General features: G+C 72.2%; 12 protein-coding genes (1 of these 12 cut by a window edge). 8 read left to right on the top strand and 4 right to left on the bottom strand.

Going from position 1 to position 19,154, the window contains the following annotated elements:
* Positions 1-97: 97 nt before the first annotated feature.
* The gene (locus tag SCWH03_RS03145) at positions 98-1,396 is read left to right on the top strand and encodes an MFS transporter (protein ID WP_173261485.1); all 1,299 of its coding nucleotides are present in this window, start codon (positions 98-100) and stop codon (positions 1,394-1,396) included.
* A 95-nt stretch (positions 1,397-1,491) separates the two neighbouring features.
* Here the strand turns inward: SCWH03_RS03145 and SCWH03_RS03140 are convergent, their stop codons facing one another.
* Positions 1,492-2,109: a TetR/AcrR family transcriptional regulator gene (locus tag SCWH03_RS03140; RefSeq protein ID WP_173261483.1), complete on the bottom strand. Its 618-nt coding sequence runs from the start codon at positions 2,107-2,109 to the stop codon at positions 1,492-1,494.
* A gap of 545 nt (positions 2,110-2,654) precedes the next feature.
* On the opposite strand from SCWH03_RS03140, the gene SCWH03_RS03135 reads away from it, so the two are divergent.
* Positions 2,655-3,674, top strand: a complete 1,020-nt coding sequence (locus SCWH03_RS03135; protein WP_173261481.1) for a zinc-dependent alcohol dehydrogenase — start codon at positions 2,655-2,657, stop codon at positions 3,672-3,674.
* Positions 3,671-4,384, top strand: coding sequence for a TetR/AcrR family transcriptional regulator (locus tag SCWH03_RS03130; RefSeq protein WP_173261479.1), 714 nt, complete (start codon positions 3,671-3,673; stop codon positions 4,382-4,384). Before SCWH03_RS03135 ends, SCWH03_RS03130 begins: the two co-directional genes overlap by 4 nt.
* 316 nt (positions 4,385-4,700) lie before the next feature.
* Here the strand turns inward: SCWH03_RS03130 and SCWH03_RS03125 are convergent, their stop codons facing one another.
* Positions 4,701-5,372: an esterase/lipase family protein gene (locus SCWH03_RS03125; RefSeq protein ID WP_173261477.1), complete on the bottom strand. Its 672-nt coding sequence runs from the start codon at positions 5,370-5,372 to the stop codon at positions 4,701-4,703.
* A 579-nt stretch (positions 5,373-5,951) separates the two neighbouring features.
* Here SCWH03_RS03125 and SCWH03_RS03120 point away from each other — a divergent pair.
* Positions 5,952-6,704 carry a thioesterase II family protein gene (locus tag SCWH03_RS03120; protein WP_173261475.1) on the top strand — a complete coding sequence of 251 codons (753 nt, stop codon included), beginning with the start codon at positions 5,952-5,954 and terminating at the stop codon, positions 6,702-6,704.
* 68 nt (positions 6,705-6,772) lie between these two features.
* The gene (locus SCWH03_RS03115) at positions 6,773-7,804 is read left to right on the top strand and encodes a GDP-mannose 4,6-dehydratase (RefSeq protein WP_173261473.1); all 1,032 of its coding nucleotides are present in this window, start codon (positions 6,773-6,775) and stop codon (positions 7,802-7,804) included.
* 364 nt (positions 7,805-8,168) lie between these two features.
* Here the strand turns inward: SCWH03_RS03115 and SCWH03_RS03110 are convergent, their stop codons facing one another.
* On the bottom strand, positions 8,169-10,070 hold the full coding sequence (locus SCWH03_RS03110) for an ABC transporter ATP-binding protein (RefSeq protein WP_173261471.1): 1,902 nt from the start codon (positions 10,068-10,070) through the stop codon (positions 8,169-8,171).
* Positions 10,067-11,794: an ABC transporter ATP-binding protein gene (locus SCWH03_RS03105; RefSeq protein WP_173261469.1), complete on the bottom strand. Its 1,728-nt coding sequence runs from the start codon at positions 11,792-11,794 to the stop codon at positions 10,067-10,069. The genes SCWH03_RS03110 and SCWH03_RS03105 overlap by 4 nt, the downstream gene beginning before the upstream one ends.
* 376 nt (positions 11,795-12,170) lie before the next feature.
* Here SCWH03_RS03105 and ccrA point away from each other — a divergent pair, with 376 nt between their 5' ends.
* The 3 genes from ccrA to SCWH03_RS03090 form a co-directional block, all read left to right on the top strand.
* Complete coding sequence (gene ccrA / locus SCWH03_RS03100; protein ID WP_173261467.1) at positions 12,171-13,511, top strand: crotonyl-CoA carboxylase/reductase; 1,341 nt, start codon at positions 12,171-12,173, stop codon at positions 13,509-13,511.
* Positions 13,508-14,734: a cytochrome P450 gene (locus tag SCWH03_RS03095; RefSeq protein ID WP_173261465.1), complete on the top strand. Its 1,227-nt coding sequence runs from the start codon at positions 13,508-13,510 to the stop codon at positions 14,732-14,734. Before ccrA ends, SCWH03_RS03095 begins: the two co-directional genes overlap by 4 nt.
* Positions 14,735-15,152: 418 nt before the next feature.
* Positions 15,153-19,154, top strand: partial view of a type I polyketide synthase gene (locus tag SCWH03_RS03090; protein ID WP_173261463.1) — the start only. Its footprint extends 23,196 nt past the window's final position; only the first 4,002 of its 27,198 coding nucleotides appear in the window; the start codon lies at positions 15,153-15,155; its stop codon lies beyond the right edge, outside the window.

Here is a 19,154-nt window from a genome sequence, read left to right as displayed (position 1 = left end):
GAACCCCCGCCAGGCACCTGCGACGCGCCCGCCCGCCCATCCCAACCGCCCGTCGGCAGGGCCCCACCCGTGCCAATGCCCGCCTGGAGCCGCTGCCATGAAGAGCCCCACCCGCGTCCCCGGCGTCCTCACCGAGTCCCCCACTCAGGCGCCCGGCCCCCGCCGGCTCCCGAACACCGCGTCCCTGGTCCTGCTGGCCTCGATCATCGTGTCCTTCCTGGCGGCGTCCAGCGCACCTACCCCGCTGTACGCCCACTACCAGGCCCAATGGGGATTCACTCCGCTCACCACCACCGTGGTCTTCGGTGCCTACGCCATCGCCGTCCTCGCCGCACTGCTCGTGTTCGGGAAAGTCTCCGACCACCTCGGGCGGCGCCCCGTGCTGTGGGCGGCGCTGGGCGGCCAGGCCATCGCCATGCTCGTCTTCGCCTCCGCCGGAAACGTGACGGCCCTGCTCGTCGCCCGGATCATCCAAGGCCTGTCCACCGGCAGCGCGATGGCGGCCGTCGGCGCGGCCATGGTGGACGTCGACCGGCCCAAGGGCACCCTCGCCAATGCCGTCGCCCCGCTCGCAGGCACCGCCACCGGCTCCCTGGCCTCCGCCCTGATCGTCCAGTACCTGCCGGCCCCCGGTCATCTGGTCTACGTGCTGCTCCTCGCCGTCTTCGCGCTGCAAGCGGTCGGTGTTCTCCTCCTGCCGGAGACCGTGCGCCCCAAACCGGGCGCACTCGCGTCCCTTGTGCCCCGGCCGGCGCTTCCGCGGCATCTTCTGCGCCCCGTCGCGATCACCGCTCCGGTGCTGCTCGCGGTCTGGGCGCTCGCCGGCTTCCACGGCTCACTCGGGCCGGCCCTCACCACCCGACTGGCTCACTCCGACTCGGCCGTCTACCGCGGGCTGAGCCTGTTCACGCTCGCGGCCGCCGCCGCCGTCTCCGTCCTGCTGCTCCGCGGTCTGCCGGCCCTTGTCGTACTCCGCACCGCGGTCATCGCCGTGATCACCGGGACGGCGATCACCATCGCCTCGACCACCGCAGGCTGGACAGCGGGATTCCTCATCGGCACAGGCATCGCCGGGATCGGCTTCGGCGGCGGACTGCACGGCGGCATCCGCATGGTCGTCCCCCTGGCGGCGTCGGGTGAGCGGGCAGGCGTACTGTCCCTGCTCCACACCGTGTCCTACCTCGGCATGGGCCTACCGGCGGTGCTCGGCGGCGCGGCCGTCGTGCGCTCCGGAGACCTGCCGGCCACGGCGGCCCGATACGGTGCAGCGGTCATCGCGCTCGCCGTCCTCGCCCTCGCGGGCCTCCTCGCCGACCGCCGTACCCCCGCACACCGCACCGGTTCGGCCATCGCATCCCCGGCGGCCGCCGGCACGGAACGTTCCTGCATCGGCTGAAGCGCCCCAGGGGCTTCAGGCCCTCGGTCTCCCGGACCTTCTGCCCGTCCGCCCGGCGCCACCGGGCCGGGCGGAGGCCGCACGCCGTGCCCCTGCTACGCCCGGGCGGTGAGGGCCCCGGAGGGTCCGGGGTTCTTGTCGTCCGGTTCGGGGGGAGGGTGCGGGGCGGTCTGCTGGAGGAGGCCGGTGATGAGGGCGTCCGTGGCGCGGGGGAGGAGGCGGCGGCTGTCGGGGGCGGTCTCGAGTCCGATGACGAGGGCGAGGCAGATGTCGGCTGCTTCGGTGGCTCGTGTGGGGTCGGTGGTGCCGGCTTGGGTGAACAGGTCGGTGAGCAGGGTGCGTAGCTCGGTGGTGAAGGTGGAGCAGGTCTCGGCGAAGAGTCGGGCTTTGGCGTCCATGAGTTCGGCGGTGTGGGGTGAGTCGCCGATGAGTTGGAGGGCCAGGTCGTGTTTGGCGGCGAGGACGCCCCGGATGCGGTGGGCGTCGGGGGCGTCCTCGGCTGCTGCCTGCCGGGCGCGCTGGAGTGCCTGGGTGTGGAGGCGTTCGGCGAGCTTGCGGAAGGCGTCGTCTTTGTTGCGGACGTATTGGTAGACCGCGGACCGGGACACTCCCATCGCGGAGGCGATGTCGTCCATCGTGGTGCGCCGTACTCCGTGCCGGACCAGGCAGGCGTAGGTGGCATCGAGGACTTCGGAGAGCCGGTCGGCGTCCATACGTCAGCCCAGCTTCCCCGGCAGATCCCGCGGAGAGTCCGACGGCTCCCGGGTGGGCAGTGCTGCGCCGTCGCGGAACACGGCCGCTCCCTTCTCTCCCTGAGTCGTAACCGCCCCGGCCGGACGCTCGGGCGAACGCCGGGACCGGTGATTCTCCCGGCTGTCCACCGGTGGGGGAGGTGCGGGCCTCGGAGCCGCCGGCTATGGACGGGCCCCCTCGGGACGGACCACCAGAGGGTACCAAAGGGCCGGGCGGCACCCGGGGGCCACCCGGGGACCGCCCGGAGCCGGTGGGGCGCTCCCGCTGCCGCGGGTCGCCGGGCGCGGGCGGGATCCGGGGCGCGAAGTGCGCAGGGTCTTCCCCCCCGGGGTCCTGCGCGGTGCGGCCCGCACTCCCGGTGGGTTTCGGCGGCGCGCTACTTGTCACCGTCAACCTGACATGTCAACCTAGTCATCGGCGACCGCGCCCCGCCCGTCGGCGGGAGCGCGGCGTGCCATGGGACGGGGCGGTGCCCCGCTGCTGCCGAAGGGCTCGGGTGATCGCGATGCGAAGTCTGACTGTGCTGGGTCCGCGGCGGGTCGAATGGAGGGACCTGCCGCCCGTCTCGCTGCGGGAGGCCACGGACGCGCTCGTACGTCCCATCGCCTCCGCCGTATGCGATCTGGACCGCCATCTGGTGCATGCGAGCCCGCTCGAACCGCCCTACGCCCTGGGGCACGAGGCGGTCGGCGAGGTCGTGGACGTCGGCAGCGACGTCAGCGGCCTGAGTCCGGGAGACCGGGTCGTCATCCCCTGCCACATCAACTGCGGTGTGTGTCCGGAGTGCAGCCGGTCGATGCCGGGCGCGTGCAGCGCCGTGCCCCCCTTCGCGAGTTACGGCACCCCCGCCGGCGGTTCCTGGGGAGGGCTCTTCGACGAGCTGGTCCGCGTGCCGTGGGCCGGGCACAGCCTCGTACCGCTGCCGCCCGGCCTGGACCCGGTGCTGGCGGCGTCCTGTTCGGACAATCTGGTCGACGCCCACCGCGCGGTCAGCCCCACCCTCCAGGCCGATCCGGACGCCGGCGTGCTGGTCGTCGGGGGCACACCCACGTTCGGGCTGCTGACGGTCCTCGCCTGCACGGCACTGGGCAGCACCGCGGTGCACTATGTGGACCGCGACCCCCGATCCGTGGAGAAGGCGGCCGCGTTGGGTGCCAGGACGACGCTGATCGACTCCTACTCCGAGCGGATCCCGGGAATCTACGACCTGACCGTGGACGCCTCGGCCCACCCGAAGGGACTGCGCTGCGCCCTGGTCTCCGCCCGGCCCGGCGGGACCTGCGTGTCCCGGTCGGTGTTCTTCGCCGAACCCGCGCTGCCCTACCTGGAGCTCTACTCCAGCGGCGTCACCTTCGTGACGGGGCCTCCGCACATCACCCCCTTCGCCCCGGAGGTCCTGCGGTTGATCGACTCCAAAACCCTCGACCCGAGCCCGCTCATCGCCACCTACGACTACGACGACGCGCCCGATGTCCTGCTCGACCCTCCCGCGGGCAAGCCGGTGTTCGTCGGGAGCCGCCCGTGACCCGCGCCGGCGGGCGCAAGCGGGCACGGCCCGGGGAGGGGGCGCGGCTGCGCACCGAACTCCTCGCGGCCGCGGAACGGATCCTGGACGCCGAGGGGGAGGACGCGGTGACCGTACGCGGGGTGGCCGCCGCGGTGGGGGTGACCACGCCCTCGGTGTATCTGCACTTCGCGAGCAGACTCGAACTGCTGCACGCCGTGTGCCTGGGCGTCTGGGACGAACTGGGCCGGTGTATGAGCGATGCCGCCTCCGATGTCGACGACCCGTTCTCTGCGCTCCATCGCCGCTGCGTCACCTACATCGCCTTCGGACTCGAGCACCCCCTGCGGTACCGCCTCGTCATGAACGGCCGTGCCACCGAGGCCAGCCGGCAGGTGGCCGCGGACTGCTTCCGCTACCTCGCCGAGGCGGTCGAGCCGTGTGTCGCGGCCGGCGCTCTGCGCGGCGACGTGGGAGAGCTGACTCGCGCTCTCTGCGCCGGACTTCACGGAGCGGTGGCCCTGCTCGCACCGCAGCCGCCCGAGATGTGGCCGCACGACCTGGACACCTACGCCGCGAACACGGCGTCCTTGGTGGTCTTCGGTGCCGCCGCGCTCGGACGGCTGCCCGACCCCTCGGCCACCCCGGGCAGCGACACCCTGGCCGGGCTCTTCACGACGCCGTCGGTGGCCGGGGCGGTCTGCGGACCGCCCGGATCCCCGACCGTGTAGCCGCCTGCCCGTGATCGCCGTCCCCTCCGCCCCGCGGGGCGGAGGGGACGGCAGAGGGGGAAGGGCACGAGGCCGCCCTCGTCGACGGGCCGCCCACGGGGCCCATGCCGGGGCCCCGTGGGCGGCCGCCTCGTCGGTGAGGGCTCCCGAGCCCGGGAGGCACCCCGGTGGACCGGTGGAGGTGCCGGCACCCGGAGCCGCGAAGGGGACGGGCGGCGGTTCCGGTGCCTGGGACCAGGCCGCCCCCACCCCTCCCGGAGCGGACGTCCATGCGCCCCGGCGGACGCGGTGGGGCGGCGCCCGCGGGGAACCCGGCTCAGGCGATGAAGTCGCGCACCTTGGTGTAGTTGCTCGCGTTGTCGTTCATGCTGTTGTGGCCGATGCAGCCGACGGACACGTTCGTCGCGCCGTTCAGCTTCGCCGACGAGTCCGGGTTGATCAGGGCGTCGCACGTCGAGTACAGCGCCAGGTAGTCGACGTTGCCGGGGGTCTCGTCCCCGGAGTTCAGGGTCTTGAGGAAGCTGCTGCCGAGGACCATCTCCCAGCAGGAGGTGTAGAAGGCGCACAGGGCGCTGATGTCCGTGCCGTGGTTGACACCGGCCACCGAGACGAAGTCGTCGACGTAGGAGGTGCCGCCGTTGAACTTGACGTACCAGCGGGCGTTGAGGGCCCCCATGGAGTGGGTGACGATGTCGACCTTCTCCGCGCCGGTCGCGGCGCGTACCTGTGCGACCTTGGTGGCGAGTTGGGACGCGGTGGTCTTGTTCGACTGCTTCCAGTTGTAGGACCAGGTGAACAGCTCCGAGGAGTCGTAGCCGTCGGCCTTGAACTTGCCCACCCAGGTGTTCCAGGTGCTGGACGAACTGCTCAGACCGTGGACGAAGATGACCGGGTTGCGGGTGTCGGCCTGTGCCGGCGACGCCGAGATGAGGGGGGTGACGGCGGCGGCCGCGGCGGCGAGAGCCACGGTGCGAACGGAGCGCTTCATAGGGCTGTCTCCAGCGTTCGGCCACACCGCGTCCCGTGCGGGAGCGGCGTGGGTGGGGGTTGGGGATGGACACCGGCCGGTGGCGTCGCAAAAGGTCGCACAGGGCAGCGGGTTACCGCTAGGTTGCAAAATGTTTCATTACGGTGACGACACTGAGCGTGGAAGCCTTGGTGACGGCATGTCAGGGACAAGTCGGTGGCGATCCGGGCACTTTGGGACCGGCCCGACCGGCCCGACCGGCCCGACCGGCCCGACCGGCCCTACTCCGGCACCGCTGACGGCACCGGACCGGGCGCCGGCGCCCGGGGCGGCGGGTGCACCGTCCGCGCCGGTCCCCTCCGGTGCGCCCCCGCGCGGGCGATCCCCTGATCGCCGGGAGCGGCCGGATCCGGGCTGCCGACCGTGCGCCCGGCTCGTTGATCGGGAGGTGTCGCCGAGGGCGCGCGGCGGTCGCGGCGGATGCCGGGAGCGGCCGGCGGGAGGGAGGGCGCGAGCCGGGTGCCAGGGACCCGCTCACGGGCGGCCGGTCCGCGGACAACTAGGGCTTTCCTCGGCCCGGTGCTGATTGGATCCGGGAACATGCTCCCTGTATCGGATACCGATCTCTGGCTGCGCCGTTTCCACGACGCGCCCCAAGGCGCCGCGCCACGCGTGGTGTGCTTCCCGCATGCCGGTGGTGCGGCCAGCTGGTACATGCCCCTCGCCACCGCCCTGGCGCCGCGCGCAGAGGTGCTGGCGGTGCAGTACCCCGGCCGCCAGGACCGCAGAGGCGAGCCCCTCGTCGACGACGTGCGTGTCCTGGCCCGGCGCATCACCGAGGTGGTCGCCCCGCTGCGCGACCGTCCACTGGTGCTCTTCGGCCACAGCATGGGGGCCTCGGTGGCGTTCGAGGTCGCGACCGCGCTGCAGGCCGGGTCGTCGGACGTGGCGCACCTCTTCGTCTCGGGGCGCCGCGCGCCGCAGTACCCCCACGACGAGAAGGTGCACCGCCTCGACGACGCGGGTGTGATCGCCGAGGTGCGCCGGCTGGCCGGCACCGATTCGCGCGTCTTCGACGACGAGGAACTGGTCCGCATGGTGCTGCCCGCGATCCGCGGCGACTACCGTGCCGCCGAGACCTACCGCTATCTCCCGGGACCGCCGCTGACGTGCCCGGTCACGGCCCTCACCGGAGATCGCGACCCCAAGACCACGGTCGGGGAGGCTGCCGGCTGGGAGGAGCGGACAACGGGTCCGTTCCGGCTGCGGGTGTTTCCCGGAGGCCACTTCTTCCTCGCCGAGCACAGCGAGGCGGTCGTGGAGCTGCTTTCCGGCGAAACACCTAGTGCCTAGAACTCTATGGTGACGGCAGTTACGGGTCCGTCCCGTCGCGGACCTTCCGGCGATGACGAGGAGACGGGATGACCAAGCGCGCGCTGATCACCGGAATCACCGGGCAGGACGGGTCGTATCTCGCAGAGCACCTGATCAGGGAAGGCTATCAGGTGTGGGGACTGATGCGAGGCCAGGCCAACCCGCACAAGATGCGGGTTTCCCGGCTTGTGTCCGAACTGTCCTTCGTCGACGGCGACTTGATGGATCAGGCCTCCCTGGTGTCGGCCGTGGACCTCGTCCAGCCCGACGAGGTCTACAACCTCGGCGCCATCTCCTTCGTGCCGATGTCGTGGCAGCAGGCCGAACTCGTCACCGAGGTCAACGCCATGGGCGTGCTGCGCATGCTGGAGGCGATCCGGATGGTCTCGGGCCTCTCCAACTCGCGGTACGCCACCGGGAAGCAGATCCGCTTCTACCAGGCGTCGTCCTCGGAGATGTTCGGCAAGGCCGCCGAGACCCCGCAGCGCGAGTCGACCGTCTTCCACCCCCGCAGCCCCTACGGTGTCGCCAAGGCGTACGGCCACTTCATCACCCGCAACTACCGCGAGTCGTTCGGCATGTACGCCGTCGGCGGTATCCTGTTCAACCACGAATCCCCGCGCCGCGGGTCCGAGTTCGTGACCCGCAAGATCTCCCTCGGCGTCGCCCGGATCAAGCTGGGACTCCAGGACAAGCTCGCGCTCGGCAATATCGACGCGCTCCGCGACTGGGGATTCGCCGGCGACTACGTACGGGCCATGCACCTGATGCTGCAGCAGGACCGGCCCGGCGACTACGTCGTGGGCACCGGCAGAATGCACTCGGTGCGCGATGCCATGAGCGCCGCCTTCGAGCACGTCGGGCTCGACTGGCGGGACCACGTCTACATCGACCCGGCCCTGGTGCGCCCCGCAGAGGTGGAGATCCTGTGCGCGGACACCACCCGGGTCCGCGAGGAGCTGGGCTGGAAGCCCGAGGTCGACTTCGCCTCGCTGATGCGGATGATGGTGGACGCCGATCTCAAGCACGTCGCCACCGAGCACGAGTACGGCGACCTGCTGGCGGCCGCCAGCTGGTAGGCCCGCCCCCGCAGCGGCCCGGAGCGGCCCGCGGGCCGTGTCCCGCCCCGTGCCGTGGACGAGCGTGCCCGACGTGTTCCGGCATGCGGCGCGCCGGTGCCGCCGCGGGCGGGTTCGCTGCTCCCCGGGCATGCTCGGCCGGTCTGCCGTCGGTCTCTCTCCGGCCGCTTCGGGGCGAGTCGATGCGGTGGCCGGCTGCGCCTTCCGCGTATGTGGACGGATGCACCACCCGGCGCGACGCGACCGGCCCGCGGCATCCCGATGCGGGGCACGCACCCGGTGCGTGCCCCGCTCGCCGCCGCCCGCGCCGTCCCCCGTGGGCGCCCCGCCCCACTCCCCGCCGGTGTGCCGCGCGGCGGGACCGCTACGGTGTGTCGAGCCGGTGGTGGAGGAGCCGGGCGTAGAAGCCGCCGCGGGCGAGGAGTTCCGTGTGGGTGCCGCGTTCCACCACGTCGCCTCCGTCCATGACGACGATCAGGTCGGCGTTGCGGACGGTGGACAGCCGGTGCGCGATCACGAAACTCGTACGGCCGGCCCGCAGCGACACCATGGCCTGCTGGATCAACGCCTCGGTGCGCGTGTCGACCGAGGACGTGGCCTCGTCGAGGACCAGGATCGCGGGTTGTGCGAGAAACGCGCGTGCCAGCGTGATCAGCTGCTTCTCTCCGGCGCTCAGGCCGCCGTGGTCGTCGTCGAGGACGGTGTCGTAGCCGTCGGGAAGAGCGCGGACGAACCTGTCCACGCACATGGCGCGGGCGGCGGCCACGATCTCCTCGCGGGTGGCGCCCGGGCGCCCGTACGCGATGTTCTCCGCGATGGTGCCGTGGAACAGCCAGGTGTCCTGCGACACCAGGCCTATGCGGGAGCGCAGGTCCTCACGGGTCATGGCGGTGGTGTCGACACCGTCCAGGAGGATGCGGCCCCCGTCGGGATCGTAGAAGCGCAGCAGCAGGTTGCCCAGCGTCGTCTTGCCCGCCCCGGTGGGGCCGACGATCGCCACCAGCCGGCCCGGCTCCGCCGTGAGTGACAGCCCTTCCATCAGCGGCTCGTCCGGCAGATAGCGGAACGAGACGTTCGAGAACTCGACATGGCCCCGGACCGCGGACAGGCGCTCGGGCACGGCCGGGGCGGGCGGCTCCTCGGGCTCGTCGAGGAGCTCGAACACCCGGTGGGCGGAGGCGATGCCGGACTGGAGCTGGGCGGAGAAGCTCGCCACGTCGACGATCGGGCGGCCGAACATGCCCGAGTACTGGATGAACGCCTGCACGCCCCCGATGGTCATGGTGCCCGAGGCGACGCGCAGCGCGCCCACCACCGCCACCAGCACGTAGTTGAGGTCCAGCACGAAGCGGGTCGCGGGCGCGACGAGACCGGAGACCGCCTGGGCGCGGTGACCGGAGTGGCACATCGCCTCGTTGTGCTCGTCGAAGCGCTCCTCGGCGAGTTCCCGGCGGCCGAAGGCGGTCACCAGGGAGTGACCGCTGTAGATCTCCTCGACATGGGCGCTCAGCTCGCCGGTGCTCTTCCACTGCTGCTGGACACGGGGCCAGGCCCGCTTGCCGATCAGGGCCGCGAGCGCCACTGCCACAGGCACGCTGACCAGGACGATCACCGACAGCTCGACGGAGATCATCAGCATGACGGCCAGCACACCGACGGCCGAGAGGACCGAGTTGACCACCTGGCCGATGGTCTGCTGCAGGGTGCGCTGGAGGTTGTCGACGTCGTTGGTGACACGGCTGAGCACCTCACCGCGCGGGTTGGCGTCGAAATAGCTCATCGGCAGGCGGGCCAGCTTGGCCTCGACGTCCGCGCGCAACCGGTGCACCGCCCGCTGCACCACCACCGCGGCGAGCCGCCCCTGACCCAGCATGCACAGCGAACCCACCAGGTACAGGACGACGACGACCGCCAGCAGCACGGCGAGCTCCCGCATGTCCACGCCACGGCCGGGGACGACGTCGACGGTGCTGATGACGTTCGCGAGCGTCCCCTTGCCCTCGGCGCGCAGATGCTCCAGCACCTCGTGCGGCGTCGCGCCGGCGGGCAGCGAGCGGCCCACGAGCCCGGCGAAGATCAGGTCGGTGGCGCGTCCCAGCAGCAGGGGGCCGAGCAGGTTCAGTGCGATCGAGGCGGCGCCGAGGAGCGCCATCGGGACGAGCCTGGCCCGATGGGGCAGGAGCAGGCCCAGCACGCGCCCGGTGGTGGAGGGGGGTTTCGGGGCCGGTGCGGCCGGCGCGAGTGCCGCACGGGCCGGGGCGCTCATCTGACCTCCTGGTGGACGGGCTGGGAGAGGGCGATCTCCCGGTAGACGGGGTTGTCCCGCGACAGCCGGTCGGGCGTGCCGGAACCGATCACCCGACCGTCGTCGAGCAGCAGGACGTGATCGGCGTTCTCGGCCGCCTCGACCCGCTGCGTCACCAGGAGCACCGTCGCGCCGGACAGTTCGGACGCCAGCGCGGCCCGCAACCGCGCCTCGGTACCGTGGTCGAGGGCGGAGAAGCAGTCGTCCAGCAGATAGACGGCCGGGCGCCGCACCAGGGTCCGTGCGATCGCCAGGCGCTGACGCTGGCCGCCGGACAGGTTCGCCCCCCCCTGCGCCACGGGTGCGTCCAGCCCGATCCGGTCGACGAACTCGCGTGCCTGCGCGACCTCCAGCGCCTGCCACAGTTCGGCGTCCGTGGCGTCCGGGCGGCCGAAGCGCAGGTTCGAGGCCACGGTTCCGCTGAACAGATGCGGCCGCTGGGGTACATGGCCGACGGTCCGGGACAGCAGGGCGGGGTCGATGTCGCGCGCGTCGACGCCATGGACCCGGACAGTGCCTGCGGTGACGTCGTACAGCCGCAGCACCAGGTTGAGCAGGGTCGACTTGCCGCTGCCGGTGCTGCCGAGGATCGCCACGGTCTGTCCCGGCCGGACGGCGAGGTCGACGTCGCGCAGTACGGGCTTCTCCGCTCCGGGGTAGCCGAAGGTGGCGCCCCGCAGTTCCACCTCGCCGGGGGCGGCCAGGGCGCGCACCGGGCGCCGGGGCGCCGGGACGCTCGTCCGGGTGTCCAGCACCTGCTGGATACGCCCGGCGGAGACGGCCGCGCGTGAGCCCTCGGAGAACACCATCACCGCCATGATGATCGAGACGATGATCAAGGTGACGTAGGTGAGCAGCGCGGTCAGCGCGCCCAGCGGCATCTCGCCGTCGTCGATCCGCCGACCGGAGATCCAGATGATCACCACGGTGAGGATGTTCATCACGATCGTCACCATCACCGGCATGCCGGCCATGATCCGGCCCACCCGCAGCGCCGCCTCGGACAACTCGGCGTTGGTGCGGTCGAAGCGGGCGCGTTCGTGATCGTCGCGGACGAACGCCCTGATCACCCGCACCCCGCTGATCCGTTCGCGCAGGAGATGGCCGATCCGGTCGACGGACCTCTGCATGCGGGTGTAGAGCGGGCCGAGCCGGCCCAGCGTCACCGCGAGAGCGGCGATCACGACGACCACGAGAACGACGATGACCAGGGACACCGCGACGTCCTGGAAGACCGCGAGCACGATACCGCCCAGGCACATGACGACCGCGGGCACCGCCACGTCCGCCGTCGTCAGCACGATGTTCTGCACCTGCTGGACGTCGTTGACGGTGCGGTTGAGGAGCGACGGCGCACCGAGATCGCCGACCTCGCGCGCCGACAGGGCGAGCACCCTGCGGAAGACCCGGCGGCGCAGGTCGCGTCCGAGGCGCGCGGCGCAGCGGGCGGCGAGTACCACGGCGCCGGACGCGGTGAGGATCTGGATCACGGCGACGCCCAGCATCAGCGCGCCGACGGAGGCGATGTACTCCACGTCGCCCTGCAGGATGCCGTGGTCGATGACGGCGGCGTTCAGGGTGGGCAGCAGCAGGGAGGCCGAGGTCTGCACCAGTTGCAGCACCACCAGCGCCGACAGACCCCGGCGATAGGGCCGCATCTGGGTGTTCAGGAATCCGATCAGCACACGGCACTCCCCAAGGTTCCGGGTCCACACGTCTTGCGCGCCCAGCAGACCTCACCCGGGGCGTGGGGATCACTAGACTTCCCCGGTCCCGGTCGCGCCGCCGAGAGACGGCCGGCCGACCGGCGGTGCGGTGGGCCGGCCGACCGGTGGTGCGGTGGGCCGGCCGACCGGTGGTGCGGTGGGCCGGCCGACCGGTGGTGCGGTGGGCCGGCCGACCGGTGGTGCGGGTGGAGCGGCGGAGACCACGGGCCGGCCGTCGCGGCCGTGCGCGGGATCGCGCCACGGACCCGGGCACCGGCAAGGACTCGCAGAATCCCTAGTGCCTCGGCTCCTACGGTGACTGGCAGACCCTGAGGCCATCGTGAGGAGAGCCCGGATGAGCGAGATCCTGAGCGCCATCGAATCCGAGGACGCGGGATCGGGGGATTTCGCAGCACTGCGGGTGCCGGACACCTATCTCGGGGTGGCTGTGCACCGCGAGGACGTCGGCATGTTCGAGGGGCTGGAGTCACGGGACAAGGACCCGCGCGCCTCCTTGCGCGTCCGGGAGACGAGAACGCCCGAGGTCGGACCGGGCGAGGCGCTGGTCGCCGTGATGGCGTCCTCGGTCAACTACAACACGGTGTGGTCCTCGATCTTCGAGCCGCTCTCCACCTTCACCTTTCTGCGGCGCCTCGGCGGCAAGCACGACCTGCCCCACCATGTGCTCGGCTCCGACCTCGCCGGAGTCGTCCTGCGGGTCGGCGCCGGAGTGACGGTGTGGCAGCCGGGCGACCGGGTGGTGGCGCACTGCCTCGATGTCGACCTGCAGCATCCCGACGGCCACGGCGACACCATGCTCGACCCGCACCAGCGCATCTGGGGCTTCGAGACGAACTTCGGCGGCCTCGCCGAACTCGCCCTGGTCAAGGCCAACCAGCTGATGCCCAAGCCGGAACACCTCACCTGGGAGGAGGCGGCGGCACCCGGGCTGGTCAACTCGACCGCCTACCGGCAGCTCGTCTCCGCCAACGGTGCGCACATGAAGCAGGGGGACACCGTCCTCATCTGGGGCGCCTCCGGCGGGCTCGGCTCCTACGCCACGCAGCTCGCCCTCAACGGCGGCGCCACTCCGGTGTGCGTGGTCTCCTCGGCGAGGAAGGCTGACGCCGTCCGCAGCGCCGGCGCCGAGCTGGTCATCGACCGGTCGGCCGAGGGGTTCCGGTTCTGGCGGGACGAACACACCCAGGACCCCGGGGAGTGGAAGCGGTTCGGTGCGAGGATCCGCGAACTGACCGGCGGTCAGGATCCGGACATCGTCTTCGAGCACCCCGGACGGGAGACCTTCGGGGCCAGCGTGTTCGTCGCCCGGCGCGGCGGCACCATCGTCACCTGCGCCTCCACCAGCGGCTATCTCCATCAGTACGACAACAGATATCTGTGGATGCACCTCAAACGGGTCATCGGCACCCACTTCGCCAACTACCGCGAGGCATGGGAGGCGAACCGGCTCGTCGCCCAGGGGCGGATCCATCCGACGCTGTCCCGGGTGTACCCGCTGGAGGAGACCGGCAGAGCCGCCTACGACGTGCACCGCAATGTGCACCAGGGCAAGGTCGGGGTGCTGTGCCTCGCCCCCGCCGAGGGGCTCGGCGTGCGCGACCACGGCCTGCGGAGGCGCAACCTGGAGGCCATCAACCGGTTCCGGACCTCCGAGGACGGGGCCTCCTTAGCATGAACGACACAGCAGCCGTACCGGGTGGGTGCCCCTTCCCCCCCCTCCCCCCCTTCCCCTCCCCGCGCGATCCCCGCCTGCCGCTGGACCTGCCCGGCGAGTACCGGCGCCTGCGCGAGGAGGAACCCGTCCGCAGGGTGGAGACCCCGGCCGGCGACATCGCCTGGGTCGTCAGCCGCTACGCCGACGTGCGCGCCCTGCTGGCGGACCCGCGCTTCAGCGCCGAGGTGAGGAATCCCGGCTACCCCCGCTACCTCTTCCCGGTCGACCCGCAGCCCGGCGCCTTCGTCGCCGTCGACCCGCCGGAGCACACCCGCTACCGGCGCATGATCATGAGCATGTTCACCAAGAAGAAGGCCGAGAGCATCCGGCCCGCTGTGCAGAAGCTGGTGGACGAACGCATCGACGCACTGCTGGCCGGCCCGCGGTCCGCGGACCTGGTCACCGGCTTCGCCCGGCCGATCCCGCTCACGGTGGTGTGCGAACTGCTCGGCGTCCCCTACAAGGACCGGCTCGCCTTCGGCCGGTGGATCGGCACCCTCGTCGAGTCCACCTCCAGCCAGGCCCATCGCAACGCCGCCGCCGGGGCCCTCTTCGGCTACCTCACCAAGCTGGTGACGCGGAAGGAGCGCGAGCCCGCCGACGACGTGCTCGGCCTCCTGATCGAGAACCAGGTCAAGACCGGCGAGATCAGGCGCGAAGAGGCCGTGGTCATCGGCATGATGCTGCTGTCGGCAGGCTACGACACCACCGCCAGCTCCATCGCCCTGGGCGTTCTCGCGCTGCTGGAGCACCCCGACCAGCTGGTCAAGCTGCGGGAGAACCCGGACCTGGTGGTCGGTGCGGTGGAGGAACTGCTGCGCCATCAGAACGTCATGCAGTGCGGGGTCGGACGGGTCGCCAAGGAGGACGTGGAGATCGCCGGCCAGCTGATCAAGGCGGGCGAAGGCGTCATCGCCCTGCTCTCCTCGGCCGATCGCGACGAGAGCGTCTACGCCGACGCGGACCGGCTCGACATCACTCGCAAGGACAGCACCCCGCTGGCCTTCGGCCATGGAGTGCACAGCTGCGTCGCGAAGTTCCTCTCCCGCGTGGAACTGCAGGTCGCGGTCCTCACTCTGATCACCCGCATCCCGACGATGAGGCTCGCCAAGCCCGCGCACGAACTGCGCTTCCGGGACGGGGCCGTCGTCTACAGCCTGCGGGAGCTGCCCGTCACCTGGTGAGCCGCGTCCGTCCGTCCGCGTGCCTCCGTCCGCGTGCCTCCGTCCGCGTGCCTCCGTCCGCGCGCCTCCGTCACCCGGCGCGGGCCCGGCTCCCCCGGGCCCGCGCTGCCGGGGTACGGGAGCGGGTGACGAAGCCGGCTCCGCCCGGCCGCCGGGTCCGGGCCGGCGGCGTCCGGTACGCGTGGCCGCAGCCCGCAGCCCGCAGCCCGCAGCCCGCAGCCCGCAGCCCGCAGCCCGCAGACCATCCCCGAAACCGGAGGCACATGGATGCAGCCGGGCGAACCGGTGATTCGGCGGACCTGCCCGCGGGGCCCTGCCGCCCGGGAGGGACTTTCGCCACACGCACTAGGGGGATGCCAGCCCCTGCCCGAGGAGACTTTGCAGCACATCGCCGTCGCCTGTCGAGATGGGTTGAGAGATGGACAACGAACACAAGCTCCGGGACTACCTGCGACGGGCCAGTACCGACCTCCAGCGCACGCGACGGCGACTGAAGGACCTGGAGGCGGCCGCCCAGGAGCCCATCGCGGTGGTCGGCATCGGCTGCCGCTTCCCCGGCGGCGTGAGGAGTCCCGAAGACCTGTGGCGCATGGTCGAGGCCGGCGAGCACGGTATCGGCCCCTTCCCCCAGGACCGCGGCTGGGAACCGGAGTTGCTCGCCCTCTCGGCCACCGACCAGGGTGGATTCCTCGACGGCGCGGGCGAGTTCGACGCGGACTTCTTCGGCATCTCGCCGCGCGAGGCACTGGGCATGAACCCCCAGCAGCGCGTCCTGCTGGAGGTGACGTGGGAGGCCCTGGAACGCGCCGGCATCGACCCCCACACCCTCAAGGGCACCCGGACCGCGGTGTTCGCCGGCGCCATGAACCAGGACTACCAGCTCGGCCCGCAGGACGGCGGGGAGGGCATGCTCCTGCTCGGCAGCTCCAACAGCGTCATCTCCGGACGCATCTCCTACACCCTCGGCCTCGTCGGCCCGTCCGTCACCCTCGACACCGCATGCTCGTCGTCGCTGGTGGCGATGCACCTGGCGATGCAGGGACTGCGCTCAGGCGAAAGCTCCCTCGCCCTGGCGGGCGGTGTGACCGTCATGGCGAACCCGGCGACGTTCATCGAGTTCTCCCGGCAGGGCGGGCTGTCCCCGGACGGCCGCTGCCGCGCGTTCGCCGACTCCACCGGCGGCACCGGCTGGGCCGAGGGCGTCGGCATGCTCGTGCTGGAAAGGCTGTCCGACGCCCGGCGGCACGGCCACGAAGTCCTCGCAGTCCTCCGCGGCTCCGCCGTCAACCAGGACGGTGCCTCCAACGGCCTCTCGGCGCCCAACGGCCCCTCGCAGCAGCGCGTCATCGAGCAGGCCCTCGTCAGCGCCCGGCTCACCGGCGACCAGATCGACGTCGTCGAGGCGCACGGCACCGCCACCACCCTCGGCGACCCCGTCGAAGCCCAGGCGCTGCTCGCCACCTATGGTCAGGACCGCGACGCGGGCCGGCCGCTGCTGCTCGGCTCGGTGAAGTCCAACATCAGCCACACCCAGGCGGCGGCGGGCGTCGCCGGCGTCATCAAGATGGTCATGGCGATCCGCCACGGAACCGTCCCGCGGACTCTCGGCGTCGACACGCCCTCCACACACGTCGACTGGGACTCCGGCGCCGTCGAACTGGTACGGGAGAACCTCCCGTGGCCCGAGACCGGGCAGCCGCGCCGCGCCGCGGTGTCCTCCTTCGGACTGAGCGGCACCAATGCGCACACCATCATCGAACAGGCCCCGCCGGTCGAGGAGCCGACCGGGGAAGAGGCCGCAGTACCCGCAGGCGCCGTGCCGGTCCTGGTCTCCGGCCGTTCCCGTCAGGCGCTGCAAGCCCAGGCCGCGCGGCTGCTGGACGTCGTCGACCGGCACTCCGGCCTCGATCTCGCCTACTCGCTGGCGACCGGCCGTGCGAGCTTCGACCACCGAGCCGCCGTCGTCGGCGACGTCAGGGCCGGTCTCGCCGCCCTCGCCGCCGGGGAGAGCGCCCCCGGGCTGCTCCAGGCCACCGCGGCCCGGTCCAGGTCCGCCTTCCTCTTCACCGGCCAGGGCGCCCAGCACCTCGGCATGGGACGCGAACTGTACGAGCGGTTCGCCGTCTTCCGAGACGCCTTCGACGCCGCCTCGGCCCATCTCGACCCCGAGCTGCGCGACACCATCTGGGGCACCGACGCCGCGCGGCTGGACCGAACCGGCTGCACCCAGCCCGCACTGTTCGCGATCGAGGTCGCCCTCTACCGCCTGGTCGAATCCCTCGGCCTGAAACCCGACTTCGTCGCCGGGCACTCGATCGGCGAGATCGCCGCGGCCCACGTCGCGGGGGTGCTCTCGCTGGAGGACGCCGCCCGCCTCGTCACCGCGCGCGGCGACCTGATGCAGGCGCTGCCCCCGGGCGGCGCCATGCTCGCGGTCGACGCCACCGAGGAGGAAGTGGCCCCGCGCCTGACGGACCTGGTCTCGATCGCCGCCGTCAACGGCCCCCGCTCGCTCGTCGTCGCCGGGGCGGCCGAGGAGGTGGCCGCGATAGCGGAGCACTTCACCGCCGAGGGCCGCAAGACCAAACGGCTGAAGGTGTCGCACGCCTTCCACTCGCCGCTGATGGACCCGATGCTCGACGCCTTCCGCGCCGTCGTCGCCGGCCTCACCCTGCATCCTCCGCTCATCCCCCTGATCTCCCACGTCACCGGGGAGCAGGCCCGCGTCGAACAGGTCACCTCCGCCGACTACTGGGTGGACCACGTCCGGCGCGCGGTGCGGTTCCACGACGGCGTCCGCTGGCTGTGCGAGCACGGCGTCACCACCTTCCTGGAGATCGGCCCCGACGGTGTCCTGTCCGCCCTGGTGCAGGCCGGCACCGAGGACGTCACCGCGCTGCCGCTGCTGCGTGCCGGGCGCCCCGAGAACGACACCGTCACCGCGGCCCTGGCCGCACTGCACACACGCGGCACCGCGGTGAAGTGGGACGAGTACTTCACCGGCACCGGCGCCCGCCGGGTGGACCTGCCCACGTACGCCTTCCGGACCAGGCCGTACTGGCCCAAGGGCGGCGGACCCGGCTTCGACCCCCGCTCGGCGGGCCTCGGCGCCGCCCGCCACCCGCTGCTCACCGCAGCCGTCTCACTCGCCGACTCCGACGGTGTGCTCCTCACCGGCCGCCTCACCCGCGGGACCCACCCGTGGCTGGTCGACCACGCCCTGCGCGGCACCGTCGTGCTGCCCGGTACCGCCTTCCTGGAACTCGCCGTCCGCGCAGGTGACGAGGTCGGCTGCGACCGTGTCGAGGAACTCACCCTCACCGCGCCCCTCGCGCTGCCCGAGACCGGCGGCGTGCAGGTGCAGCTGTGGATCGGCAAGCCGGACGCCGACGACCGCCGCACCGTCACCATCCACTCCCGCTCCGAGGGGGACGAGGACGAGCCGTGGACGCAGAACGCCACCGGCGTCCTCACCTCGCCGGCCCGCACCACGCCCCTCGACACCGCCGAATGGCCCCCCGCCGGCACGCGCCCTCTCGACATCGAGGGCTGCTACGACACGTTCGCTGCCATGGGCTTCGCTTACGGGCCGGTGTTCCAGGGGCTCACGGCGGTCTGGCAGGGCGACGACGGCGCCGTCTACGCCGAGGTGCGTCTGCCCGAGGACACCGACGCGGGCGGCTTCGGCCTCCACCCGGCCCTGCTGGACGCCGCGCTGCACGCCGCGCTCGCCGCCGGGCAGGGCGACGCCGGCCTTCCGTTCTCCTGGGAGGGCGTGTCCCTGCACGCCACCGGAGCGCGGGAACTGCGCGTGCGCCTGACCCGGGACGGTGACGGCACCTACGCGATCGCCGCCGCCGACCGCTCGGGCGAGCCGGTCCTCACCGTGGACTCCCTCGCCGTCCGGCCCGTCGCCGCTCCCGCCACCGCCCCCGCCACTGACAGAGATGCGCTGTTCGCCGTCGACTGGGTGCCGGTGCCGCTGCCCGCCGAGCCCACCGGATACGCCGTGCTCGGCGAGGACATGCTCGGGCTCGGCGGCGCCGACGGCCCGGGCACCGCGGGCGGCGCCGACGGCCCGGGTGTTCTCGTCGTGCCCCTGCGCGGCGATGCCGACGTCACCGGCTCCGCGCACACGCTCACCGAACGCGTCCTGGGCCTGCTGAAGGAGGAGCGCGAGGAACGGCTCGTCTTCGTCACCGCCGCGGGCGACCTCGCCTCCGCCGCCGTATGGGGCATGGTGCGCTCCGCCCAGTCCGAGCACCCCGGCCGCCACACCCTCGTCGAACTCGACGGCACCGACGCCTCGCTGGCCGCCCTCGCGCTGGCCGCCGGCTCCGACGAACCGCAACTCGCCCTGCGCGACGGCGAGGCCTACGCGGCACGCCTGGTCCGCGCCGAGAGCACCGAGCCACCGGCC

Origin of the sequence: Streptomyces pacificus, assembly GCF_011766325.1 — a bacterium.
In the GTDB taxonomy this organism is placed as follows: domain Bacteria; phylum Actinomycetota; class Actinomycetes; order Streptomycetales; family Streptomycetaceae; genus Streptomyces; species Streptomyces pacificus.
This window is presented reverse-complemented; position numbering and strand designations above follow the sequence as displayed.

Excerpts from the sequence above, each read along its gene's own strand:
- SCWH03_RS03145 (WP_173261485.1), top strand. The coding sequence starts at position 98 with ATGAAGAGCCCCACCCGCGTCCCCGGCGTCCTCACCGAGTCCCCCACT.
- SCWH03_RS03140 (WP_173261483.1), bottom strand. The coding sequence starts at position 2,109 with ATGGACGCCGACCGGCTCTCCGAAGTCCTCGATGCCACCTACGCCTGC.
- SCWH03_RS03135 (WP_173261481.1), top strand. The coding sequence starts at position 2,655 with ATGCGAAGTCTGACTGTGCTGGGTCCGCGGCGGGTCGAATGGAGGGAC.
- SCWH03_RS03125 (WP_173261477.1), bottom strand. The coding sequence starts at position 5,372 with ATGAAGCGCTCCGTTCGCACCGTGGCTCTCGCCGCCGCGGCCGCCGCC.
- SCWH03_RS03120 (WP_173261475.1), top strand. The coding sequence starts at position 5,952 with ATGCTCCCTGTATCGGATACCGATCTCTGGCTGCGCCGTTTCCACGAC.
- SCWH03_RS03115 (WP_173261473.1), top strand. The coding sequence starts at position 6,773 with ATGACCAAGCGCGCGCTGATCACCGGAATCACCGGGCAGGACGGGTCG.
- SCWH03_RS03110 (WP_173261471.1), bottom strand. The coding sequence starts at position 10,070 with ATGAGCGCCCCGGCCCGTGCGGCACTCGCGCCGGCCGCACCGGCCCCG.
- ccrA (WP_173261467.1), top strand. The coding sequence starts at position 12,171 with ATGAGCGAGATCCTGAGCGCCATCGAATCCGAGGACGCGGGATCGGGG.
- SCWH03_RS03095 (WP_173261465.1), top strand. The coding sequence starts at position 13,508 with ATGAACGACACAGCAGCCGTACCGGGTGGGTGCCCCTTCCCCCCCCTC.